Source organism: Polaribacter sp. 11A2H (genome assembly GCF_011379025.1).
In the GTDB taxonomy this organism is placed as follows: Bacteria; Bacteroidota; Bacteroidia; order Flavobacteriales; family Flavobacteriaceae; genus Polaribacter.
On sequence record NZ_WTLD01000005.1, the window covers coordinates 100,630 to 123,653 of the forward strand.

The following is a 23,024-nucleotide window of genomic DNA, read 5'->3' on the forward strand; positions in this document are numbered from 1 at the left end:
TAGAATCTTTGTTTTATGATTAAAATTTATTGAGAACAAATAAGTCTGTTACGCATACTAATTAACCACAAAAATGAGAACTCCTGTCAGTTCGAGTGTTTTTATAAAGTGGTAACGGAATAAAAAAGGTATCGAGAAAACGTTTTAAGGTACTAAGTTGTTTTGCGTTAAGGATTGAGCGGTTTGTCTAAGCTCTTTTTGTGAATTTTTCTTTCACAAAAAAGCGAGTAGCGAAAGCCTGACCTAAAAGGGAACGCCATAATTAAAGGTATAAAAGAGGAGATTATTTAACTCATATTTTAAACACAATAAAGAGAACTCTAGTCAGTTCGAGTGTTTTTATGAAGTGGTAACGAAATAAAAATGTATCGAGAACACGTTTTCAAAATACAAAACTGTTAAAAAAAAAAGGAAAAAATTAAAAAAAAGAAATAAAAAATTGAGTCAAAAAAACTACATATTAACCATTGCAGGTTTAGATCCGTCAAGTGGCGCAGGCATTACGTCGGATATTAAAACATTTGAAGCGCATAATCTATATGGATTATCGGTTTGTACGGCAGTTACGGTTCAGAATGATATTGAATTTACAGATTGTATTTGGATCAAGAAAAAAGTAATATTAAGTCAAGTAAAACAACTTTTTAGACGTTTTTCAATTCCTGTTGTAAAAATTGGAATTATTCAATCTTGGAAAACGCTGTTAGAAGTAATTCTGACTTTAAAAAAAATGAATCCGAATATTAAAATTGTCTTAGATCCTATTTTAAAAGCAAGTACAGGTTTTACATTTCATACCCTAAAAGATTTAGAAACCTTTGAAAAAGTATTACAAAATTGCAATTTTATAACGCCAAATTATGATGAAATAAAAGCGTTGTTTCCTGATAAAAGCATAGAACAAACCATAGAATTTATCGCAGAAAGAACAAATGTTTATCTAAAAGGCGGACATAGAACCGATAAAAAAGGTTGGGACGAAGTGTATTGCAGTAAAATAGTAAAACTAAATATTCCGCCAATAACTACAAACCCGATTTTTGAAAAACATGGAAGTGGTTGTGTTTTATCATCCGCTTTAGCGGCAAATTTATTAAAAGAGCTTCCTTTGGAAGATGCTTGTAGAAATACAAAATTCTACACGGAACAGTTTTTAAGTTCTAACGAATCTTTATTAGGAACACATAATTATCAAAACGAATGATTAGTAAATTACAATATATATCACAAGGTGAAACGCCTGAAGTTCATTTAGAAAACATACAAAAAGTGTGTGTTGCTGGAGCAGATTGGGTGCAGTTGCGATTAAAAAATTGTGATGCTGAAACAATTCTAGAAACGGCAAAAAAAGCAAGAGAAATAACAAATAGTTTTAAAGCTAGACTTATTATAAACGATCATTACAAAATTGCAAAAGTAATAAAAGCAGACGGAGTGCATTTAGGTAAAAGTGATGAATGTCCGTTAGTAGTTCGTGCCTATTTAGGGGCGTCTTTTATAATTGGAGGGACTGCAAACACTACTGAAGATTGTTCCAGTTTATTAGATAAAAAAGTAAATTATATTGGTTTAGGCCCTTATCAATTTACCAAAACAAAACAGAATTTAAGTCCGGTTTTGGGTGTTTTAGGTTACAAAAAAATACTCGAAGAATTACAAACTGAAACTCCAATTATTGCAATAGGCGGAATCACTTTAAAAAATGTTCCTGCAATAATAAATACAGGAATTTATGGAATTGCAGTTTCTGGAGAAATAACAAAAAAAGTTAGCAGTATTGCTGAATTTCAAAAAATTTTAAATTGATAAATCAATGTTTCCTCGAGCATTACTGAGATTAAAATATATTTTAATTGAAAGTAGAAAACGCAGTTTTCGAGAGGTTCTTATTTTAACTGAATTATTAAAAGGTCTTGACTGCGCTCGACCTGACAAGTGATCAAAAAAGAAAAAAATGAACAACGTATTAAAAATAGCAGACAAAGAATTTACATCTCGTTTATTTACAGGAACAGGTAAATTTAGTTCATCTCAATTAATGAAAGAAGCATTATTAGCTTCTGAAAGTGAGTTGATAACAGTGGCTTTAAAAAGGGTAGATATGGCTAATGAAGAAGATGATATTTTATCGCATCTAAATCATAAACGTATTAATTTATTACCAAACACCTCTGGGGTTAGAACTGCTAAAGAGGCTGTTTTTGCTGCCGAATTATCTAGAGAAGCTTTACAAACGAATTGGGTGAAATTAGAAATTCATCCAGATCCAAGATATTTATTACCAGATCCTATAGAAACCTTAAAAGCAGCAGAAGAATTGGTGAAATTAGGTTTTGTGGTAATGCCATATATTCATGCAGATCCTGTTTTATGTAAGCGTTTAGAAGATGTTGGGGTGCAATGTGTAATGCCTTTAGGTGCGCCAATTGGAAGTAACAAAGGTTTAAAAACGGTCGATTTTTTAGAAATTATTATAGAGCAATCTAACGTACCAGTAATTGTAGATGCAGGTATTGGCGCACCGTCTCACGCAGCGTATGCGATGGAATTAGGCGCAGATGCTGTTTTGGTAAATACAGCGATTGCAGTTTCTCAAAACCCTGTTGTTATGGCAAAAGCATTTAAAATGGCTGTGGAAGCTGGTAGAATGGCTTATGAAGCAAAGTTAGCTCCGAGAAGCGAAATGGCCATAGCAAGTAGTCCGTTAACGAGTTTTTTAAGTTAAAGTATGAGTCATTATTTTAAATTATTTTTTTTGTTATAAAATTAAAAAGAATGAAACAATTTGTAATTTATAAATTAAAAGAAGGAGAAAGCAGAGATGATTTAACTGTATTAGATGATTTTTTTTACCCTTGGGAAAAAGAAACTTCACCTAAAACATTATTTAGTGCTTTTTATGATGACGCATATATAAATTTTAGATTTGAAGCATTTGGGCCCAAGCCTAAAGTGTTTGTAGCAACTAATAACAAGTTAGAGGTAACAAAATCTGAAAGGGTAGAAATTTTTTTTAGAAAAAATAAAGAAATGACACCTTATTATTGTTTAGAAATGGATCCGAATGGACGAGTTTTAGATTATGAAGCAAATACATACCGCAAGTTTAATCGTAAATGGATGTGGCCAACATCATTATGTATTAAAACTGTAATAAAAGAAGATCGTTATATATTAGAAGGTAAGTTAAGTTTGTCTTTTTTGAAGGAAAAGGAAATACTTAAAGAGAATCAATTAGAAATTGGTCTTTATAGAGGGCACTGTGTTGAGTTAGTAAATGACATAGCTACAATTAAGTGGATAAGTTGGGTGGATCCAAAAACAAAAAAACCAGATTTTCATGTAGCAGAATCTTTTGGAGTCTTAAAACTAGAATAATACAAGAAGTAGTATTTTAAATTCAGTAAATTATTTTTACTAAACAAGAGTAAAATAGTTTTAAAACTTATAGAATCATTAATTGTATAAATTACAAAGGTAAAATGGATAACACGTTTATAAATATATTTAATACCTATAATTGGGATTTTAGCCTAAAAAGTATTTTCGACAAAACAACTGTTGAGGTACAACAAGCGTTGGCAAAAGATAAGCTAGATTTAGAAGATTTTAAAGCCTTAATTTCTCCTGCTGCAAAACCGTTTTTAGAAGAAATGGCGTATAAGAGTCAATTATTGACCAAAAAACGTTTCGGAAATACCATGCAAATGTATGTGCCAATGTATTTGAGTAACGAATGTCAGAATATTTGTACGTATTGTGGTTTTAGTATGACGAATAAAATTCCGAGACGGACGCTAACAGATGCAGAAATTTTAAAGGAAGTCGCTTTTTTAAAAGAGAAAGGCTACGATCATATTTTGTTGGTAACCGGAGAAGCAAATAAAACGGTTGGAGTAGAATATATAAGGAACGCGATTCAATTAATCCGTTCTCAGTTTTCTAATATTACTATAGAAGTACAGCCTTTAGACCAAGATGAATATGAATTATTGGTAGAAAATGGCTTGTATGCAGTTTTAGTGTATCAAGAAACATATCATAGAGATGAGTATAAAAAACATCATCCGAAGGGAAAAAAATCTAATTTCGATTATCGGTTAGATACACCAGACCGATTAGGGAAAGCAGGAGTTCATAAAATTGGTTTGGGGGCTTTATTCGGCTTAGAAGATTGGCGTGCCGATAGTTTTTTTACCGCTTTACATTTAAAATATTTACAGAAAACGTATTGGAAAACAAAATACTCGATTTCTTTTCCAAGATTGCGTCCGCATTCTGGTGGTTTAGAGCCAAAAGTAGAGATGACAGATTCGGATTTAGTACAGCTTATATGTGCGTTTCGTTTGTTTGATGAAGATATAGAATTATCAATGTCTACCAGAGAAAGTGAAGTTTTTAGAAATCACATTGTCAATTTAGGTATTACATCTATTAGTGCCGAATCGAAGACAAATCCTGGAGGTTATACCGTAGAGCCACAATCTTTAGAACAATTTGAAATCTCTGATGAAAGAAGTACTGCTGAGGTGGTACAAATGCTAAAAAATCAAGATTTAGAAGTGGTTTGGAAAGATTGGGAACATTTTAATTAATCAATTATCAATAATCAGTGATCAATTATCATTTAATAATTACGGGTTTCAAATTATGAAGTTCACGTTTTAACTTAGATTTATCATGCTAACATCAGAAGAAAAAAAACAATACAATCGACATTTAATTCTAGATAAAATAGGAGAAGAAGGACAATTGAAACTTAAAAAGGCTAAAGTTTTAGTTATTGGAGCTGGCGGATTAGGTTGCCCAGTTTTACAGTACTTAACGGCTGCAGGAGTTGGAACGATTGGTGTTATTGATGACGATGTGGTAGATCAAAGTAATTTACAACGTCAGATTTTATATACGATAGATGATATTGGCTTGTCTAAATCTAAAACAGCAGCAGAACGATTATCAAGATTAAATCCGTTTGTAAAATTTGATGTTTATAATGAGAAATTAACCAAAGAAAATGCTGTTTCATTATTCATTAATTATAATATTATTGTAGACGGAAGCGATAATTTTTCGACCCGTTATTTGGTAAATGATGCGGCTGTAATTACAAAGAAACCTTTAGTTTACGGATCTATATTTAAATTCGAAGGTCAGGTTAGTGTTTTTAACTATCAAGGAAGTGGAACTTATAGATGTTTGTATCCAACGCCACCAAAACCAGATGAGTCTCCAAATTGTTCAGAAATTGGAGTTTTAGGTGTGCTACCCGGAATTATAGGGAGTTTACAAGCCAATGAAACGATTAAGATTATTTGTGGAATAGGGGAGGTCTTAGCCAATAAATTATTGATGTATGATTCTTTACAAATGAATCAAACAGTCTTAAATTATGAAAAAGACACTACTTTAGAAGTTACTGTTTTAGAAACCGATTATGATTTTTTCTGTGGAATTGTATCCAAAGAAGAAATTACTTTAGAGGAACTTAATAAGAATAAAGAAAAATATAATTTATTAGATGTTCGTCAAAATAATGAAAGAGAAGCGTACCATATTGGTGGACAACACATCCCTTTGGGCGAATTATTAGAACGTATTGATGAGGTGTATCAAAATAAAGATTTGGTTGTTTATTGTAAGTCAGGTATGCGAAGTAGTACAGCAATTACTACTTTATTAAGCAACAATTTTAAATCTAGAGTTTTAAATTTAAAAGGCGGTTGTTTTTAATTAAGAACATAAAAAGTGTGTTTTTATATAAAATTAAGGTTTAGATAGTTAAACTTTTTTAGAATGAATAGATTCTTTAATCAAAAATCACTACTTTTGCACGAAATTTAAGAACATATTAATGCAGCCAATTAGAAATATTGCTATTATAGCCCATGTCGATCACGGAAAGACAACGTTAGTAGATAAAATTATAGATCAAGCTAAAATCTTAGACGATCGTAAAGAACGTACAGATTTATTGTTAGATAATAACGATTTAGAGCGTGAAAGAGGAATTACGATTCTTTCTAAAAACGTATCTGTTCAATATAAAGACACAAAAATTAACGTAATTGATACTCCTGGTCACGCCGATTTTGGTGGAGAAGTAGAGCGTGTATTAAAAATGGCTGATGGTGTTTTATTATTAGTTGATGCATTTGAAGGTCCTATGCCACAAACTCGTTTTGTATTAGGAAAAGCCTTAGCATTAGGATTAACTCCTATTGTTGTTGTAAATAAAGTTGATAAAGAAAACTGTACTCCTGACATCGTTCATGAAAAAGTTTTTGATTTAATGTTTGCTTTAGAAGCTACAGAAGAGCAATTAGACTTTACTACAATTTATGGTTCTGCAAAGAACAACTGGATGTCTACAGATTGGCAAAACCAAACTACTGATATCGTTCCTTTATTAGATGCTGTTTTAGAATCTATACCAGCAACTAAATATAACGAAGGTACGCCACAAATGCAAATTACTTCTTTAGATTTTTCTAAATTTACAGGAAGAATTGCTATTGGACGTGTTTTTAGAGGAGACTTAGAAGTAGGTAAAGAATACAGTTTATGTAAAGCTGATGGTACTACTAAAAAAGTAAAAATTAAAGAATTACACGTATTCGAAGGAATGGGTAAAGTTCAAGTAGAAAAAGTACCTTGTGGAGATATCTGTGCAATTACTGGTATTGACGGATTTGAAATTGGTGATACAATTGCAGATTTAGAAGAGCCAGAAGCATTACCAAGAACAGAAATTGACCAACCTACAATGAGTATGTTGTTTACAATTAACAACTCTCCTTTCTTTGGTAAAGAAGGTAAATTTGTAACATCTCGTCACATTAGAGATCGTCTGTTTAAAGAATTAGAAAAAAACTTAGCATTAAAAGTTGAAACTACTGATAGTGAAGATAAATTTAACGTTTTTGGACGTGGAGTTTTACACTTATCTGTTTTAATTGAAACAATGCGTAGAGAAGGATATGAATTACAAGTGGGAAGACCACAAGTAATTATTAAAATGATTGATGGTAAGAAACATGAGCCAATGGAAACATTGTCTATTGATGTACCAGAAGAAATGGCTTCTAAAGCAATTAACTTAGTATCTCTTAGAAAAGGAGATATGTTAATTATGGAACCAAAAGGAGATTTACAACACTTAGAATTTTCTATTCCTTCTAGAGGATTAATTGGTTTGAGAAACAAAATTTTAACTGCAACTGGTGGTACTGCTATTATTAACCACAGATTTAGTGAATATGGTCCTTATAAAGGAGACTTTACTGAAGAAGTAAAAGGAGCAATTGTTTCTTCTGCTGCTGGTAAAGCAACTGCATATGCATTAAACCGTTTACAAGATAGAGGAGTTTTCTTTATCGATGTAAACCAAGAAATTTATGTTGGTCAAGTAATTGGAGAGAACAGTAAGTCTGATGAAATGGCTGTGAACTTAATTAAAGGAAAGCAATTAACAAACATGCGTAAATCTGGTACAGATGAAGCTATGAAAATTGCACCTAAAGTAGATTTTTCTTTAGAGGAAAACATGGAATACATTAAAGCAGATGAGTACTTAGAAGTAACTCCAGAAAGCTTACGTATGCGTAAAATTGTTTTTAAAGGATAATATTAAAAATTATTTTCATTTCTGTTTAGGCAGAAATCTATATAAAATTAAAAAGCTCAAGTTTTAAACTTGAGCTTTTTTTATGGAATTTAATTGCTATTAAATTAAAATCAGAAAAATAAAGTAGCAAGTTAATAAGTTCTAAATCTTTTAAATTTTCGTAGTTTTCCATTCTTAAAAAAAATAGATGTTATATATAATTGCTATTGCGATACTTCTTATTGTTTTTTTTGTAAGCATAAAGTCTAAGAGAAAAAAGAGTACAGCTTCTTTAGAGAAACTTGTTGTTCCAGAGCATTGGCATCCTTTATTAATAAAACATATTCTATTTTATGAAAAATTAAATGATGATGAACAAGAGGTGTTTCGTGCTAAAATGGCTTCCTTTTTAAAGGAAACTAATATTGAAGCGATTCATTTTGAATTAGAAGAGTTAGATACTTTATTGATTGCTGCGAGTGCTGTAATTCCGGTTTTTAGATTCCCAAATTGGAAGTACACCAACTTATCTACCGTATTAATTTATCCAGATTATTTTGATGATGATTTGCAATTTGATTCTCAAATAGAAGGAAGAACTATTGGAGGTTTGGTTGGCACAGGAAGGTTTGAAAATCAGATGATTTTATCTAGAAAAGCTTTACATCTTGGTTTTAGCAACAAAACCGATAAAGGGAATACTGCAATTCACGAGTTTATTCACCTTTTAGATAAAGCGGATGGCGTTATAGACGGTATTCCTGCTGTCTTATTAGACAAGCAATATATTATTCCTTATTTACAATTAGTGCATAAAGAAATGGAGGCTATTAATAATGATCACTCAGATATTAGAAGTTATGGTGGAACCTCTGAAATTGAATTTCTAGCGGTTGCCGGAGAGTATTTCTTTGAAAGACCAAAACTGTTTCAAAGAAAACATCCTGAATTGTATAAAATGCTAGAAGCTTGTTTTATTAAGTAAAGAAAGTATCTAGCAACTGTTTTTACATTGTTCTTTATCGCCTTAAAAACTAAGAGAAGAATCCCTCAAATAAAATGGATTAAAAAAGGGTTTAACAATTTGTTATTTATATTTTTGCAGCATGAGTGAATTTAAAGTTTTATTTGAAACATTACAACGTAGCCTAACCAATGATGAGTTTGTAAAACTAACATTAAGCAAACCGATGCGTAAAAGTGAAGGGTTGTTAAATGTATATGTGCGTTTATTTAAGGTTGATGGTGAAGATGTTTTTGAATTAAAATACCGTCATGCAGAAGAAAATGAGTTTCTACAATTTTCTTTAGAAGGTGTAATGACTGAAGTAGAAAAACTACTTATGGAAACTTTTAGAGCCGCTACTTTATTTACATTAAGCGAAGATTTAATTGTAATGGTTTCTAAAAAGAAATTGGTTTCTTACAGAGACAATGCTCCAAGTTTTAAAAATAAACTTCCAGAAATTCCAATGCAATCTTAATTTATAGAAATTTTTAAAACTGAATATATCTAGTCTTAAATTTAGAAATAGAATAGTTTTAAAAAAATAAGTTTTACCGATTAAAAGTAGAAAATGTATCCAAAAGTTTGAGGTTTAATAATAAAAGATAAAATTTTATATATTGTTTTTTGCTTCAATAAAAAATCTATCACTTTTAGATTTTACTTTATGTATCATTTTACCAATAAATTAGGATAAAAGTCTTCATTTGTTATTTTTATCTACACTTTTTTATTATTAAAGCAATATTAAAATGTTGAGTTAAAGTATTTATTACCATGTTAATAGTATTAAAACTTAAAGTTAAAAAAACCTTATTGATAGTACTATAGTCTACCTTTGTATTAAAATTGTTACATAGAAACGTGTAACTGAACTAAGAATTATACCACATAGAATTATGAATGCAATATTTACAGATGCTAGTTTTCAGAACATGACAAACGTAGCAAACAAATACGGAGTAAGTACAAATGCTGTTACAGATTTAACGTATTGTCTTATGGGGAGTAATGGTTCTATGGCGCAGTTTAATATTGCCGAATTAGGTGGTGGTGGCCAGTGGATGCAAGGTGGTATGACCATGGTTGGGGATATGTTTAACAATAACCTTAAATATTTGGTAGACGGACTTTGTGTAGATTTATCTAATTTAATTCACCAAGGAGAAATACAATACAAGCCTTTACCGAAAACGGCGAATTCACAAGGAGGTTTTTCTGGAAACTGGTGGGGAGATTTAGGTTTTCCAAATTCTACTGGAAGTCAAAATGATACTAGCTATGCTATTTTTAATAACATACATCGTTTGGCAATTCAGCAAAATGGAAAAGTCACCATTTTTGATACGTTAGATCATAATATTGGTGGAGTAGGGCAACAACAAGGTGGTAATTATTCGGTTTCTTTTACCAGCCAATATGGTAATGTAAATTTAAATTCTTTACCTATTATTTCTGGTGAAAATAAGCAACAACAACCAGAAGTTTTTCATAATAATGACGTACAAAATAATGTTGTAGAAACTTCAGTAGCACCTATTATGGAAGCTCCAGTGCAGCCAGTTAACAATAATAACTTCAATAATAATAACAATAGTGCTTTTGAAGAAGATATTTTTGGTAAAATTGAAAAATTAGCAGGTTTAAAAGACAAAGGAATTCTTTCTGTTGAAGAATTTGAAAATAAAAAAATAGATTTATTAAGCAGATTGTAAATTTCACTTCGTTTTTATTAAAACGATTCCATCTTATAAATTAAAAGCTCAAGTGTTAAACTTGAGCTTTTTTTGTAGGTAATTTATTTTTTTTACTGTCATTCCGAGCGAGTTTACGGCGAGGAATTTTTGTGTTTTCTATATGATTTTAACTGCACTAACACCGTTACTTTTCTTTGTAATCTGAATTTGAGTAGGTATGCGCTCTTTTAAGTTTTCTACGTGAGATATAATTCCGATCATTTTACCTTGAGATTGTAAGGTTTCTAAGGTAGAAATTACGGTTTCTAATGTATTACTATCTAAAGTACCAAAACCTTCATCAATAAAAAGAGAATCTATTTTTACATTTTTACTGGCTAAATCAGACAATCCTAAGGCCAATGCCAAACTAATGATAAATTTTTCACCTCCACTAGAAGTATCGACCAATCTTGCTTGATCTGTTTGATAATGGTCTATCAAATTAAAATTAAGCTCTTCTTTTGGCTTGTATGATTCTTCCATTTTTAAAGAATACCGCTTATTTAATTGATACAAATGCACATTGGCAAGGTCTAACAAATGTTTTAACGTTAATCGTTGTACATACACGTTAAATGCGTCTTTAGAGTTTCCAATAATTTTAAAGAGCTCTTTCCAAACTTTACAAATATCTGCCTGTGCATCAATCTTTTTATAGACTTCTTTATTTCGATCTCTAATTTCTTTATCTTTTCTAAGAGCTTCAGATATTTTACCTCTTTCAGTAATAAAACCATCTTTTTTTGATTTTAAATTTTCTAAAGTAAGTTTGCTTTCTACTTCAGAAGTTTCAAAATTCTTGGTTTTATGTAAAGCTTCTTTTGCTTTAAAATTTGCTTCTTTTAATGTTTTTATCTTAAGCTGATTTTCTTTAATTCGTTCTTTATTCGTTGTAAATTTCAACTTGTCTTCTGTAGCTAATAAAGCACTTTCAACAGTTTCTTTTGATGTAAAACCACTACCAACTAATTGTAAATTAAGTGAAGTTTTAAATGTATCTAATTTGTTTTTTAGCTCTTTTTGATTGGCAATATTATCAACTTTTAAAGTATCTAATCTATTTTTAGAGTCTAGTAATTTTTGCAAACTAATGTTGCTCAACTTTGTTTTTTCGACTGTTTTGTTTTTTAACTCTTGTAAACTATTTCTTTTGCTTTCTATGGTAATATCAATAGGTAAAATAGCAGTTCGTTGAGTTTTTAATTGCGCATATTTTAAGTTTGAATCACTAATGATTTTTAGAGTTTCAGTTTCTGTCTTAGAATAGGTTTCTAATTGTTTTTTATGATTTTCTAACCTTGTGTCAATTACTTTTGTTTCTGCTCTTAAAGCATCTAAATTCTTTTGTTTTTTATAATATTGAGTAATTATGGCTTCAATCTCATTTATAAATGCGTTTGTATTTTCTGGTAGTGGCAGCTCATATTTATACTTAGAAAGTTTAGTTTTTAAATCTGTCTCTAAAATTTTACAAATTTCAGATACATTATCTATCGTTTTTTGACTCTGTTCAATATCAACTTTTGCATTTTTATTTTTTTCCTGAAGCGTTGCAATTGTTGTTTTTAGTGATTGAAGCTCTTGTTTTTCGCCTTCAATATTTTTTGATAATTTATTTTTATCAACTTGTAATTGTTGTGCTATGGCTAAATTTTTATTTAAGTCTTTTATTTGTGTTATAAGTAAATTTAACTCGATATCAATTTTAGTACTATTGCTTAATTCACAAGAAATATTTAATTGTTTTGCATTTGTTTCAATAGCATTTAACTCAGAGGTAAGTGTGTTAATTTGCTTTGTTAAACTATCAATACTTGTGTTTAATTGGACATCATTTTTATCTAAAGTAGCTTTAGAGTTGGTAAGCGTTTGTAGTTTCTCTTTTCTATTATTTAACTCTAATTCAGATTTAGAGATATTAATTTCCGTTATATGTTCAGTAAACGGATGCTCTTTAGAACCACATAAACCACAAGGCTCTCCAGCAATTAAATATTGACGATCGGTTTCATATTTAGCAACACTTCTTTCTAAATCTAAAATTTTGGAAGCATCTATAACCGCTTTTTCTTGAATTTCAATATCCTTTTTTAAGCTTGTTATTTGTTTATTAATTACTTCTAAATCTAAGGTGTAAGATTTATTGCTTTCTAATAAAGTAGTTTTGGTTTCTTTAGTCTTTTTATGTTGTTCTGCAAGTGTTTTAAACTGTTTCCAATTAGATTCAGCAACAAGAAATTTGTCTTTTTTTGCTAATAAATCAGATAAATTATTTTTATCTATTGCAGCACTTATAGTGGTTATTTCTTGATCTATTTTGGTAACATCAGTAACTTTTTTTAAGAGTAGTTCATTATTTACTTTTAAACTTTCTGTAGTTTTAGCAATTGCTTTATTCTTTTCAATTACAGACAAAATACTTGTGTTTAGTATTTCTTTATGTCCTTTTAAGGTTGTTAAACCAGTTGTCCAGTCTGAGATTTCTAAATCAACTTCTTTTAAAAATTTATTTTCAGCAACAAAAGATTCATCAACTTTTATAGTTGTTTGTATAGAGTTTAACTCTTTCGTCAGTTTTTGCTGATCTACTTTTAAAGCATCCATCTGTTGCTTTAATTGTGCTAACTGTTCGTTTGATTTCTGTTGAGTTGCAATTTCACTTTTTATCTCTCCATCTAAGGTTGTAACAGCATCGAATTTTGGCAACCAAGAAGAAAACTCTTTCTCAGAAGCTTCTACTTCAAGAGCTTCTTTTTTTGTAATTGCTTCTAAATTTTCAATCTGAGGTTTCAGTGTAATTATTTCCTTTTCAATCTTTTTTAATAGCTCTACCTTGTCATTAATTTCTTTTTCGGTTCTATTAAAATTCTGGATGATTTCTTTAAACGGTTCTGCTTTTTCGTTTAAATCTAATAAATCTAATTCTGGTTTATGTTTCTCTATAAAAGTGTCTAAAGTTTTAGTGTTTTGATTTAATACTTCAGAAGCTGCAACTAATTCTTTATACTGAACATACCAATCTGTTATAACTAGCGTAGATTTTATTTCCTTTTCAGTTTTAAGAATATCGGTATCTAAAATTTTATCATGTTGCTTTAATTTAGCTTTAGCATCTTCTGTTAAAACATCATCTGCATTAATTTTTGCCTCAATTTCTCTTAATTTTTTTTCCTCCTCAGATTTTCTATCTAAAATTCCTTGACCGATTTTTTTATAAATCTGTTCTCCAGTAATTTGTTCTAATAACTTTCCTTTTTCTGGACCTTTAGCTGTTAAAAACGAAGCAAATTCTCCTTGTGCTAACATTACAGACCTTAAAAACTGATTATAGTCTAATTGAGTAACATTAACAATTTCGATAATTAAATTCCGCTTTTGAGTTGCTAAAATGGCATCTGTAGTTAAGTTTTTTAAACTGACTTCCTCTTTAGGGTTTTTATATGCTTTTCCATTTTTATCAGCAATTCTAATTCCCCAAAAAGCCTCGTAAATGTTATTGTCGTTTTCAAAGGTAACCCTACTAAAAGCATCGTGTGCACTATGGCTCACTACGTCTAATAATGTACCCTTTGAGCCGCTAAAACGAGGAACATTATGATATAATGCAATAGTTATAGCATCTAAAATAGTGGTTTTACCAGCACCTGTAGAGCCTGTAATTGCATACAAACCCACATCTTTAAATTGTTCATTTTCAAAATCGATAACAATAGGAGTATCCGATTTTAAGGAGTTTATATTTTGTAATTCTATCTTTAAAATTTTCATAGGAAAGCAGCCTTATTGGTTTTTAACGGATTGTAAAACTTCATTAAAAGCATCCCAAACTTCGGGGCTTTTTTCTAAATCGTATTCCATTTCTTTACACTTTAGTTTAAAAACCTCCGTAGGCAATAATTCTTTGATTGATTTTGTGTTTTCTAATAACTCTTCTATTCCTTTAACTTTTCGCTGGTTTTTTAACCCAATTTTTAAGATTTCAAAAGGGTGTTTTTCTGCTTCCTTTTTTAAATCGTCTGTATTTACAGTGTTATCTTCCTTTAGCTCAATTTCTACCCAAGGCGTTAAATTGTAGGTATTAGAAGTAATTGTAGTAAAAGCATTCATACATTCTTGCAATGTTCCTGTAAGCTTGTAAAACGTTCTAAATTTAGGAATTACCTCATCTTTGATATCACAAATTTTATTGTTTTCTACGGATAAAATAATTATTTTTTTATCGTAATTAATTTCACTAAAACTTAAAATATTTGGTGATCCAGAATAACGAATTTTGTCATTTCCTCCAATAATTTGAACTCTGTGCAGATGTCCTAATGCCACATAATCGAAATAGGTAGGGAAATCTTCGGCGCCAATATGTCCTAAAGTTCCCACATAGATATTTTGCTCACTATCAGAAATAGTTCCTCCAGTTGCAAATAAATGCCCCATAGCAATAACAGGTACATTGCCTGTGTTTATAAGCTTACATTGTTCTGCAGCAGTTGCATAATGGTTAATTAATGCCGTTTTGTATTTATCTGTTAATTCATCAAAAGTTTCACCTGCAACCGCACGTCTAATATCTCCATCTCGCAAATAAGGAACGGCCGCAATAATTACTTTCTCATTGTTTATTTCAATTTCAAAAACCTCATCTTCTATATTTTCGGTTGCTTTACCAACTACTTTTATAGACAAAGCATCTAAAATATGTTTTGGCGCATTTAAAGTTCCAGGAGAATCATGATTTCCACCAGTAATAATAATCGATTTACAAGTGGTTCCGTTTAGTTTTACTAAAAAACTGTAATACATTTCTAAACTTTGATTAGACGGAGAACCGGAGTCAAAAATATCACCAGAAATTAAAAGGATATCAATCTTTTGCTCAATAATGTAGGTTTCAATCCAGCTTAAAAATAAAGATTGTTCTTCTAGTTGAGATTGTTCGTGTAATCTATGTCCTAAATGCCAATCGGCAGTGTGCAGTATTTTCATTTTCTTTTCAAATTTTTAGCGGGTGAATCTTGAAAAAGTAGAATTAAATCGGTTTTAAAATCGAAAATAAAGATTTGTATAATAAAAGATTCACTTAAAAGCTAAATTAACTTTTTTGAGTTATATAAGGAGCAATCAAAAAGACCTTTTTGTGATTTTTCTAAATATGAATTTAGAAAATAGGAGGTGAGTAATTTATTATTATATTTTTTTGAAATTTTTTATAGATTATAAATTTAATCATACAGAAGTTATATCTATAGATTCTTTAATATAACCTTTTAGCTACTATTTTCTCTAGTTCTTGCTGTTTAAAATCAAACCAATCTTGCCTAAAAATAGAATGGTCTATTTGATGTTTAAAATTCTGAAACGGTTTTCCTCTCTGTAAAACAGTTTGCAATTCCTCTTTAAAATTTAGGTCGGTTAACGCTGCTACAAAGCTTTCCATTATTTTAAAGGATTCGAAACTTTCTAAGGGTTTAATTTTTATGAAGTCTGTTTTTTGCACACGTACCTTTTCTAGAGATTCGCTAAAAGCCTCTTTAAATTCATCTTCATCAAATACTTGTGAAGAATCTGGAATTGCTATAATTTCATTTGTTTTCAAATTATAATAGCAATCACTGCCACAATCTATTTCTTGTGCAATTTCTTTAATTATTTGTTGTTTTTTATTATCCATAAAAGCAACCGTGTTTATCTTCTTTTATAATTTCTATAATTTTACCTAAATGTGTAGATTCAGAAAAAGGTTCATAAAGTTCCCATTTTCCGCTTGCTCGCATCCAATATAGTTTCCATATTTTTTTAGTCTTATAAAACCTAATTCTAGCAAATTCTATTTTTTGCATTTGATTTGGATTTTGCCAATCTGGTCTTATTTCAAATAAGCAGACAACATTTGCTTTATAAAGATAACCAATATCTATTTGGTTTCTAATTTCTAAATCTTCCGGACGTAATGAAGCTACATATTTTTTTATAGTAGCTTCATTAATGTCTATAATTTTTGTTGGCATTTAGTAATGTTTTTCGCCAAATTATTTTTCAAGATAATATTTATACTAGATTTTTTTTCTAACATAAGTTCTCTTTACTGTATATTATTTATGGCTGGTTTGTATTCGTTAATATACTCCACGAACATGTTGGTGAATATTTTTTGTGTAAAATTCCTCTAATTTGTTCATTAATTCTGTTGGAAGTGGTGTTGAATCACTTGCTTTAGTATTTTTAGAAATATGTTTAGGTGAGCTTGCTCCAGGGATTATGGTTGATATTTCTTCATGATTTAAAATCCAGCGAAGCGCCATTTCTCCTATAGTCATGTTTTCTGGACAAAATGCTTTTAATTCATCAGTTAATTTAACACCAACATCAAATGGAAGACCTGCAAAAGTTTCCCCCACATTAAATGCATCTCCGTTTCTATTAAAATTTCTATGATCGTTTTCTAAAAACTTGGTTTCTTGTGTAAATTTACCAGTAAGTAAGCCGCTTGCTAGTGGTAAACGAACAATAATTCCTACCCCTTTTTTCTTGGCTTGTGGTAATAAATTATGAGTTAATTTTTGTCTAAATATATTATAAATTACTTGTAGTGATTGTAGTTTATCTTGTTCGAGACATATTAAACCTTCCTCTACACTTTCTACACTCGCTCCAAAATGAACTATTTTCCCTTCTTTTTTTAAGGATCTTAACCAATCAAAAATTTCTCCTTTTTTTAGTTCAACAGTTGGTATACAGTGTAATTGTAATAAATCAATAGCGTCTACATTTAAACGTTTTAAAGAGGCTTCTACACTGTCTCTTAATGCTTGTTCGCTATAATTATTAGGGAATACATTAGCTGCTCGTCCAAATTTTGTAGCAACTTTAATATTAGCTTTAGAGTTTTTTAAAAATTCTCCTATTAACTTTTCACTTCTTCCATCTCCATAAACATCTGCCGTATCAAAAAATGTAACACCATTATCAACAGCTTCATTAAGTATTTTAAAAGCGTTATTCTTATCGATTTCATTGCCCCAATTAGCTCCAATTTGCCAACAACCTAAACCAACTTCACTAACCTCAAAACCGTTATTTCCTAATGTTCTATTTTTCATTTTATATTTTCTTTACTATTTTATAAATATATACTCAATTACTTCTTTTAGTTTAAAATTTTCTAAGTAAAAATAAGAGCGTGTTTTTTTAGATAAAAATACAAATTTAATGAGATTTAGAAGTATAATTTATGAACAGTAATTAGTTACTTATCAACCTAAAAAAACACTCCAATTTTTTATCCGACTTTAGGAGAAATCTTATAAGAGAGAAAACATAAAAGACTTATTCTTATGAGATTTTTTCTTCTAGTAGAAATGACAAGCAGTGCATAAAGTGCTGTGTAAGATTTAAAAAACACTCCGACTTTTCATCCGACTTTAGGAGAAATTGACAAAAAAATAAAAATGAAACGCTGTTTCTTTATAAAATTCATCTTCTTGACAGAAAAGTCAAAGGGCTAGAAAGAACAAACCTGTCAGAAAAAAAACATAATTTAGAACAAATACTGACAAAGTTGCTGTTTTAAAAATACGTGTTCATTTTGTCTTGTAAAAAAGAGAAAACGTTCTTAACTCCTGCTATTATAGTGATAGCGAATTATTTGTTCTTTTTAAATCGTGTGTTTTTTACTAAAGCAACTCTTTTTATTTAGTTTTGGCTTGGTTATGGCAGATACTTTTTTGTAAGTTTAAACTAAAATAGTTTTTGTGTAAGAATTATGCAACGCCTATTTTTTCAAATTAATTATAGTATGAGTCAAGTAAAAGCGAATAATACAGTAAAAGTACATTATACAGGTAAATTAGCAGACGGACAAGTTTTTGATACCTCTGAAGGAAAAGAGCCTATAGAATTTGTTTTAGGACAAGGAAGATTAATTCCTGGTTTTGAACAAGGTTTAATTGACATGAAATTGAATGAAAAGAAAACCATTTCTATTGCTAAAGAAGAAGCTTATGGTGAAGTAAATGAGCAATTAATTCAAGAAATTGAAAGAGCAAATCTTCCACAAGATATGGAGCCAAAAGTTGGTATGGGATTGGTTTCTAAGTCTCCAGAAGGACAAGAAATGAATTTAATGATTATAGAGGTAAAAGAAGAAAGTGTTGTTATAGATGGTAACCATCCTTTAGCAGGTAGAGATCTTGTTTTTGACCTTGAAGTAGTAGAAATTAAAGAAACTGCAGTTACAGAATAATGTAATTTTTCTCAATATTTTAAAATAGCCTTTGTTCATTTAACAAAGGCTGTTTTTGTATATAAAAGAATAATCTTTTAAAATAAAAAATGAAAAAACCCCAGACGAATCTGAGGTTTTATTAAAAAAGTGAATGTGGTTTCTTACTTAAAAGAAGCCCATTGGTTTCTTGTCATAAGAGATTAACATGTTTTTTACAACACGGTAGTGATCTAAAGCCATTTTGTGATTTTCACGTCCGAAACCAGATTCTTTAACACCACCAAAAGGAGCGTGTGCAGGGTAGGTGTTGTATTGGTTTACCCAAACTCTACCTGCTTGTATAGCTCGTGGTACTTGGTATAATTCGTGGGCGTCTCTAGACCAAACACCAGCACCTAATCCGTAAGGAGTGTCGTTTGCAATAGCAATAGCTTCTTCTGTTGTTTTAAAAGTTGTTAAGGCTACAACAGGCCCAAAAATTTCTTCTTGGAACACTCTCATTTTGTTATCACCTTTTAAAACAGTTGGTTGTACGTAGTAACCTTCGGCTAATTCACCATCATAATTACCAGCTTCACCACCTGCTAAAACAGCAGCACCTTCTTCAATACCAATTTTAATATAGTTTAGTATTTTTTCGTATTGTGCTTTAGATACCTGAGAACCAATCATGGTTTCTGGATCTAATGGGTTTCCTGGTTTTACTAGTTTTAAACGCTCTTGCATTTTTTCTACAAAACGATCTGCAATATCTTCGTGTACTAAAATACGAGACGGAGATGTACAAATTTCACCTTGGTTTAAAGCAAACATTAATGCACCTTCTATAGCTTTGCTAAAGAACTCATCGTCTTGAGCTGCTACAGATGGAAAGAAAATGTTTGGAGATTTACCACCTAATTCCATCGTTACAGGAATAATGTTTTCTGCTGCATTGTGCAATACTGTACGTCCTGTTGCTGTAGAACCTGTAAAAGATAATTTTGCAATACGTTTAGAGGTTGCTAAAGCTGCACCTGCTTCATTACCAAAACCAGTTACAATGTTTAAAACACCTGCAGGTAAAATATCACCAATAAGTTCCATTAATATAATAACACTTGTAGGTGTTTGTTCTGCTGGTTTAACAACTGCTGTACAACCTGCCGCTAAAGCCGGCGCAATTTTCCAAGCTAACATTAACATTGGAAAGTTCCAAGGGATAATTTCCCCAACCACACCAACAGCTTCGTGTAAAACGATACTTACCGTGTCTTTATCGTGTTCAGAGATACTTCCTTCATCAGCACGAATAACACCTGCAAAATAACGGAAATGATCTATACAGTAAGGAATATCTGCTGCAAGAGATTCACGAATTGGTTTCCCGTTATCAATTGTTTCTAAAGTTGCTAAATACTCTAAGTTATCTTCCATAACCTGAGCCATCTTTAATAACGCATTACTACGTTCTGTTACAGACGTGTTACTCCATGCAGGGAAAGCTTCGTGTGCTGCATCTAAAGCAAGATTAATATCTTCTTCTGTAGAACGTGCTGCTTGTGTAAATACTTTTCCGTCTACTGGAGATCTGTTTTCGAAATATTGACCTTTAATTGGGTCAACGAATTTACCGCCAATAAAATTTCCGTATTTTTCTTTAAATACAGGCTTAGTTACATTTGCCATAATTATATGTTTTAAATTTATGTTTAATAATTTCTTACAAAACAGGTGTTTGTAAGTATGTAGCAAATGTATGTTGGTATCTAAAGGTTTTATTTATTGATTTGGTTCAATAGCTTATGAAAAAAGTTCAATGTTGTGTTTTGGGTGAAGTGAAAAAGTTGATATGAAGTTAATGTCTTAAAAATCAGATACTTGTGTTTGTTTTAATTAGTTTGAAACATCCGTTGGGCTTATTCCGAACTTATTTTTAAAAGCTATACTAAAGTTAGACAGGTTGTTATAGCCAATATCTAGGTAAATATCAGATGGTGTTAAGGTGCCTTTTTGTAGTAGTTTTTTTGCTTTTTGAAGTCGTTTGTCTTGAAACCATTTTCCAGGAGGTTCGTTATAAGCAGCTGTAAAATGACGTTTAAAAGTTGATAAGCTCATGTTACACAAAAAAGCAATTTCTTCTATTTTTAAATTAGAATCTACATTACTTTCTATGGTCTTTTTAAAAGGAGATATTTCTTTAGAGATTAAAGAATGTAAATAATACTCGAATTTAGTATCATATTTGTCTAATAAATACAGCATTATTTCATCAAACTTTAGAGAGAGTAGGGCAGTGCTATAGCTGTTTTTGTCAAATGTTTTAGAAGATAAAGAGCTGATAAAGGAAGCTATGTAATCGTCGTTTTCTATCACAAAATAAGCAGATTCTTCTTTATATGGTTTTACATTGTTGGTGTATTTACTTAAAAAATCAGTGAGTTTTTTTTCAGAAAAAAAGAAAAGTTTGCAGTAATAAATAGCTTCTGTGTCTAGTAATTCTGTCCAAAGCCAATTTCCTTTTTTTAATAATAAAGACTGTTCTTTATTTACAGCAATAGCAGTATCTGCAAAATGCACTTGCTTTTTACCAACTTGTAAAAAACTAAACATATTCATCCCTAAATTAACCTTGCTTTTAACAACGTCACTGGTCATTTTAAAATCGTACACAAATAAATCTAAACTCTCTTTAGTGTTATCTATGTATATCTCTGGGATGTTTTCAATTGCCATTCAGTCTTTGTTTTTGCGGGTGAAAGATTGTAAAATTAGTATTTTATTCTTGAAAGAAGTAATAAAACTAATCCAAATTACTTGGGTATTTGTTATAAATCAGTTTCTTCGTTGTCATCTTTGTTAAGCAAAGACTGTTTTTTTACAAAAGAAACCCCTTCAAGTTTCAAAAACCTGAAGGGGCTAAATAAATAGATATAATGTTATTAGAATGGGGCTTCTAATTATTTTTTAAACATCGCTTTTTGCAAGCCATTATTAAATTTAATATTGGTCCAATTTACATGAACCCATGGTGCATCTGTAACTTCTGCATCCCAATTAGAGGCTTTGTATGTACGTTGTGTTGGAATTAAGATACCGTCTATTTTTTCATATTTCAACTTCATTAATAAAGGATCTGATTTTGCAAAATCCATTACTGTAAATAAAAACTGATCTATCATTTGGGTTTCTTTATTTATGTATAGTTGATAAATGTCTTTTGGTTTGTTATTGCTACCATCAAAAGTTATTTTAACAATATCATAAGCAGTTCCTTCAATTGTTTGCGCTTTTACATATTGATATTCTACACTTGGGTCTAATAATTTTTGAATCATACAGAACCAATAAAAATTGGTAGGTCTGTTAAAAGCAACTCTTTTTAAGGCTACTGAATCTGTTATGTTTTCTCCATTATTTTTTAACCAATATTCGTTTCCATCATATCCTTGTTCTACTTTTCCTTTTAGCTCGGTTAATGTTCTTTCGTGCTTTACATATTCTCCATAAGAAAGTTCTCCATCAAAAATATATTTCTCTGTAGAAATATCTGTTTTTCCATCTGGCGTTTGGTAAGAATAGGTATAGACCACATCTTTTTTAGCAGCAAGCATTTGATAGTTTCCCGTTTTTTGTACGGTATTGTACACCAATTCGTGTCCTTTGTTTTTAAAGGTAATTGGAGTTGCTTTCTCTGTATTTGTATCTGATTTTACTGCTGAATTTGTTTTTTTGTTTCCACAAGAAAAAAAGAAGACACTAAAAGTGATTAAGATAATTTTGGTTGTATTCATTTGGTTTTATTTTAACTTGTTTAGGGCATCTAAAATAGCAGATGGTTCTGCTCTTTCTCTATAATCGGCATCTAAAAAAGCATACTGAATAATTCCGTTTGTGTCAATAACGTAGGTAGCTGCTAAAGGTAATTCGTTGCTATTATCTCCGTTTACTTTGCTTAAACCAAAACCACTTTCATAAACTACTGCCACTTTTTCTATTAATTGAAATACAATTCCGTAATTTTTTGCAACGGTATTGCCAATATCACTTAAAACGTTAAAACCTAGTTTATTTTTTTCTGAAGTACTTAAAGAATTATCTGGCAGCTCAGGTGTTAAAGCCATAAGTGTTGCACCTGCTTTTTTAAATTCTGGTAATTTTTCTTGTAAATAGTGTAAAGTGATGTTACAATAAGGACACCAACCACCTCTATACCAGGTTAAAACTACGGGGCCGTTTTTTAAATCATCATATAAACTAACCGTTTGATTCAACGCATTTTTTAGTGTAAAATTAGGGGCTTTATCACCCACATTTAAAGCACTTTCTAAAATACCGGAAGTAGCTACAGCGTCAATACCATCTGAATACAGTTGATTTTTTTCTTTACCATATTTAAGTGCACCTTCTTTACGTTTTATAGCTAATAATGTATCTAATTCGCCTTTATTTTTTGTTGATTCCATTTGAGTGATT

General features: G+C 30.4%; 20 protein-coding genes. 11 read left to right on the plus strand and 9 right to left on the minus strand.

Annotated elements, in window-relative coordinates; genetic code table 11:
- Nucleotides 1–439 precede the first annotated feature (439 nt).
- From GQS58_RS08060 to GQS58_RS08105, 10 genes are all read left to right on the plus strand, one after another.
- Nucleotides 440–1,204 (plus strand): hydroxymethylpyrimidine/phosphomethylpyrimidine kinase, encoded by a 765-nt coding sequence (locus GQS58_RS08060; RefSeq protein WP_166384672.1) that lies wholly within the window; start codon nt 440–442, stop codon nt 1,202–1,204.
- Nucleotides 1,201–1,806: a thiamine phosphate synthase gene (thiE, locus tag GQS58_RS08065; RefSeq protein WP_166384674.1), complete on the plus strand. Its 606-nt coding sequence runs from the start codon at nt 1,201–1,203 to the stop codon at nt 1,804–1,806. Before GQS58_RS08060 ends, thiE begins: the two co-directional genes overlap by 4 nt.
- A 148-nt stretch (nt 1,807–1,954) precedes the next feature.
- The gene (locus GQS58_RS08070; RefSeq protein WP_166384676.1) at nt 1,955–2,725 is read left to right on the plus strand and encodes a thiazole synthase; all 771 of its coding nucleotides are present in this window, start codon (nt 1,955–1,957) and stop codon (nt 2,723–2,725) included.
- Between the two features lie 50 nt (nt 2,726–2,775).
- Complete coding sequence (locus GQS58_RS08075; RefSeq protein WP_166384678.1) at nt 2,776–3,378, plus strand: sugar-binding protein; 603 nt, start codon at nt 2,776–2,778, stop codon at nt 3,376–3,378.
- Between the two features lie 104 nt (nt 3,379–3,482).
- Nucleotides 3,483–4,595, plus strand: coding sequence for a 2-iminoacetate synthase ThiH (gene thiH / locus GQS58_RS08080; RefSeq protein ID WP_166384680.1), 1,113 nt, complete (start codon nt 3,483–3,485; stop codon nt 4,593–4,595).
- Nucleotides 4,596–4,677: 82 nt separating this feature from the next.
- On the plus strand, nt 4,678–5,730 hold the full coding sequence (gene moeB, locus GQS58_RS08085; RefSeq protein WP_166385034.1) for a molybdopterin-synthase adenylyltransferase MoeB: 1,053 nt from the start codon (nt 4,678–4,680) through the stop codon (nt 5,728–5,730).
- A gap of 121 nt (nt 5,731–5,851) precedes the next feature.
- On the plus strand, nt 5,852–7,624 hold the full coding sequence (gene typA / locus GQS58_RS08090) for a translational GTPase TypA (RefSeq protein WP_166384682.1): 1,773 nt from the start codon (nt 5,852–5,854) through the stop codon (nt 7,622–7,624).
- A 187-nt stretch (nt 7,625–7,811) separates the two neighbouring features.
- Nucleotides 7,812–8,588 carry a zinc-dependent peptidase gene (locus GQS58_RS08095; RefSeq protein WP_166384684.1) on the plus strand — a complete coding sequence of 259 codons (777 nt, stop codon included), beginning with the start codon at nt 7,812–7,814 and terminating at the stop codon, nt 8,586–8,588.
- 121 nt (nt 8,589–8,709) lie between these two features.
- A complete protein-coding gene (locus tag GQS58_RS08100) occupies nt 8,710–9,087 on the plus strand; it encodes a hypothetical protein (protein WP_166384686.1) in 378 nt (125 codons plus the stop codon).
- Nucleotides 9,088–9,508: 421 nt separating this feature from the next.
- Complete coding sequence (locus tag GQS58_RS08105; protein ID WP_166384688.1) at nt 9,509–10,324, plus strand: SHOCT domain-containing protein; 816 nt, start codon at nt 9,509–9,511, stop codon at nt 10,322–10,324.
- A gap of 138 nt (nt 10,325–10,462) precedes the next feature.
- On the opposite strand, the gene GQS58_RS08110 is transcribed toward GQS58_RS08105, so the two are convergent.
- From GQS58_RS08110 to GQS58_RS08130, 5 genes are all read right to left on the minus strand, one after another.
- Nucleotides 10,463–14,116, minus strand: coding sequence for an AAA family ATPase (locus tag GQS58_RS08110; RefSeq protein WP_166384690.1), 3,654 nt, complete (start codon nt 14,114–14,116; stop codon nt 10,463–10,465).
- A 12-nt stretch (nt 14,117–14,128) separates the two neighbouring features.
- Nucleotides 14,129–15,331 carry an exonuclease subunit SbcD gene (sbcD, locus tag GQS58_RS08115; protein WP_166384692.1) on the minus strand — a complete coding sequence of 401 codons (1,203 nt, stop codon included), beginning with the start codon at nt 15,329–15,331 and terminating at the stop codon, nt 14,129–14,131.
- A gap of 268 nt (nt 15,332–15,599) precedes the next feature.
- Nucleotides 15,600–16,016 carry a UPF0158 family protein gene (locus GQS58_RS08120; protein WP_166384694.1) on the minus strand — a complete coding sequence of 139 codons (417 nt, stop codon included), beginning with the start codon at nt 16,014–16,016 and terminating at the stop codon, nt 15,600–15,602.
- Complete coding sequence (locus GQS58_RS08125) at nt 16,009–16,353, minus strand: DUF3024 domain-containing protein (RefSeq protein ID WP_166384696.1); 345 nt, start codon at nt 16,351–16,353, stop codon at nt 16,009–16,011. The genes GQS58_RS08120 and GQS58_RS08125 overlap by 8 nt, the downstream gene beginning before the upstream one ends.
- Nucleotides 16,354–16,461: 108 nt before the next feature.
- Complete coding sequence (locus GQS58_RS08130) at nt 16,462–17,445, minus strand: aldo/keto reductase (RefSeq protein ID WP_166384698.1); 984 nt, start codon at nt 17,443–17,445, stop codon at nt 16,462–16,464.
- A 695-nt stretch (nt 17,446–18,140) separates the two neighbouring features.
- On the opposite strand from GQS58_RS08130, the gene GQS58_RS08135 reads away from it, so the two are divergent.
- Nucleotides 18,141–18,587, plus strand: coding sequence for a peptidylprolyl isomerase (locus tag GQS58_RS08135; RefSeq protein ID WP_166384700.1), 447 nt, complete (start codon nt 18,141–18,143; stop codon nt 18,585–18,587).
- 147 nt (nt 18,588–18,734) lie between these two features.
- Here GQS58_RS08135 and GQS58_RS08140 read toward each other — a convergent pair whose 3' ends face one another.
- From GQS58_RS08140 to GQS58_RS08155, 4 genes are all read right to left on the minus strand, one after another.
- Nucleotides 18,735–20,237, minus strand: coding sequence for an aldehyde dehydrogenase family protein (locus GQS58_RS08140; protein WP_166384702.1), 1,503 nt, complete (start codon nt 20,235–20,237; stop codon nt 18,735–18,737).
- 207 nt (nt 20,238–20,444) lie between these two features.
- Nucleotides 20,445–21,284: a helix-turn-helix domain-containing protein gene (locus GQS58_RS08145; RefSeq protein WP_166384704.1), complete on the minus strand. Its 840-nt coding sequence runs from the start codon at nt 21,282–21,284 to the stop codon at nt 20,445–20,447.
- Between the two features lie 224 nt (nt 21,285–21,508).
- Nucleotides 21,509–22,342: a DUF6503 family protein gene (locus tag GQS58_RS08150; protein WP_166384706.1), complete on the minus strand. Its 834-nt coding sequence runs from the start codon at nt 22,340–22,342 to the stop codon at nt 21,509–21,511.
- Nucleotides 22,343–22,348: 6 nt separating this feature from the next.
- Nucleotides 22,349–23,014, minus strand: coding sequence for a peroxiredoxin family protein (locus GQS58_RS08155; RefSeq protein ID WP_166384708.1), 666 nt, complete (start codon nt 23,012–23,014; stop codon nt 22,349–22,351).
- Nucleotides 23,015–23,024 lie beyond the last annotated feature (10 nt).

Bases quoted from the DNA above. Each gene is read 5' to 3' on its own strand.
- thiE (WP_166384674.1), top strand. From the start codon at position 1,201: ATGATTAGTAAATTACAATATATATCACAAGGTGAAACGCCTGAAGTT.
- GQS58_RS08070 (WP_166384676.1), top strand. From the start codon at position 1,955: ATGAACAACGTATTAAAAATAGCAGACAAAGAATTTACATCTCGTTTA.
- GQS58_RS08075 (WP_166384678.1), top strand. From the start codon at position 2,776: ATGAAACAATTTGTAATTTATAAATTAAAAGAAGGAGAAAGCAGAGAT.
- thiH (WP_166384680.1), top strand. From the start codon at position 3,483: ATGGATAACACGTTTATAAATATATTTAATACCTATAATTGGGATTTT.
- typA (WP_166384682.1), top strand. From the start codon at position 5,852: ATGCAGCCAATTAGAAATATTGCTATTATAGCCCATGTCGATCACGGA.
- GQS58_RS08095 (WP_166384684.1), top strand. From the start codon at position 7,812: ATGTTATATATAATTGCTATTGCGATACTTCTTATTGTTTTTTTTGTA.
- GQS58_RS08100 (WP_166384686.1), top strand. From the start codon at position 8,710: ATGAGTGAATTTAAAGTTTTATTTGAAACATTACAACGTAGCCTAACC.
- GQS58_RS08105 (WP_166384688.1), top strand. From the start codon at position 9,509: ATGAATGCAATATTTACAGATGCTAGTTTTCAGAACATGACAAACGTA.
- GQS58_RS08110 (WP_166384690.1), bottom strand. From the start codon at position 14,116: ATGAAAATTTTAAAGATAGAATTACAAAATATAAACTCCTTAAAATCG.
- sbcD (WP_166384692.1), bottom strand. From the start codon at position 15,331: ATGAAAATACTGCACACTGCCGATTGGCATTTAGGACATAGATTACAC.
- GQS58_RS08120 (WP_166384694.1), bottom strand. From the start codon at position 16,016: ATGGATAATAAAAAACAACAAATAATTAAAGAAATTGCACAAGAAATA.
- GQS58_RS08125 (WP_166384696.1), bottom strand. From the start codon at position 16,353: ATGCCAACAAAAATTATAGACATTAATGAAGCTACTATAAAAAAATAT.
- GQS58_RS08130 (WP_166384698.1), bottom strand. From the start codon at position 17,445: ATGAAAAATAGAACATTAGGAAATAACGGTTTTGAGGTTAGTGAAGTT.
- GQS58_RS08135 (WP_166384700.1), top strand. From the start codon at position 18,141: ATGAGTCAAGTAAAAGCGAATAATACAGTAAAAGTACATTATACAGGT.
- GQS58_RS08140 (WP_166384702.1), bottom strand. From the start codon at position 20,237: ATGGCAAATGTAACTAAGCCTGTATTTAAAGAAAAATACGGAAATTTT.
- GQS58_RS08145 (WP_166384704.1), bottom strand. From the start codon at position 21,284: ATGGCAATTGAAAACATCCCAGAGATATACATAGATAACACTAAAGAG.
- GQS58_RS08150 (WP_166384706.1), bottom strand. From the start codon at position 22,342: ATGAATACAACCAAAATTATCTTAATCACTTTTAGTGTCTTCTTTTTT.
- GQS58_RS08155 (WP_166384708.1), bottom strand. From the start codon at position 23,014: ATGGAATCAACAAAAAATAAAGGCGAATTAGATACATTATTAGCTATA.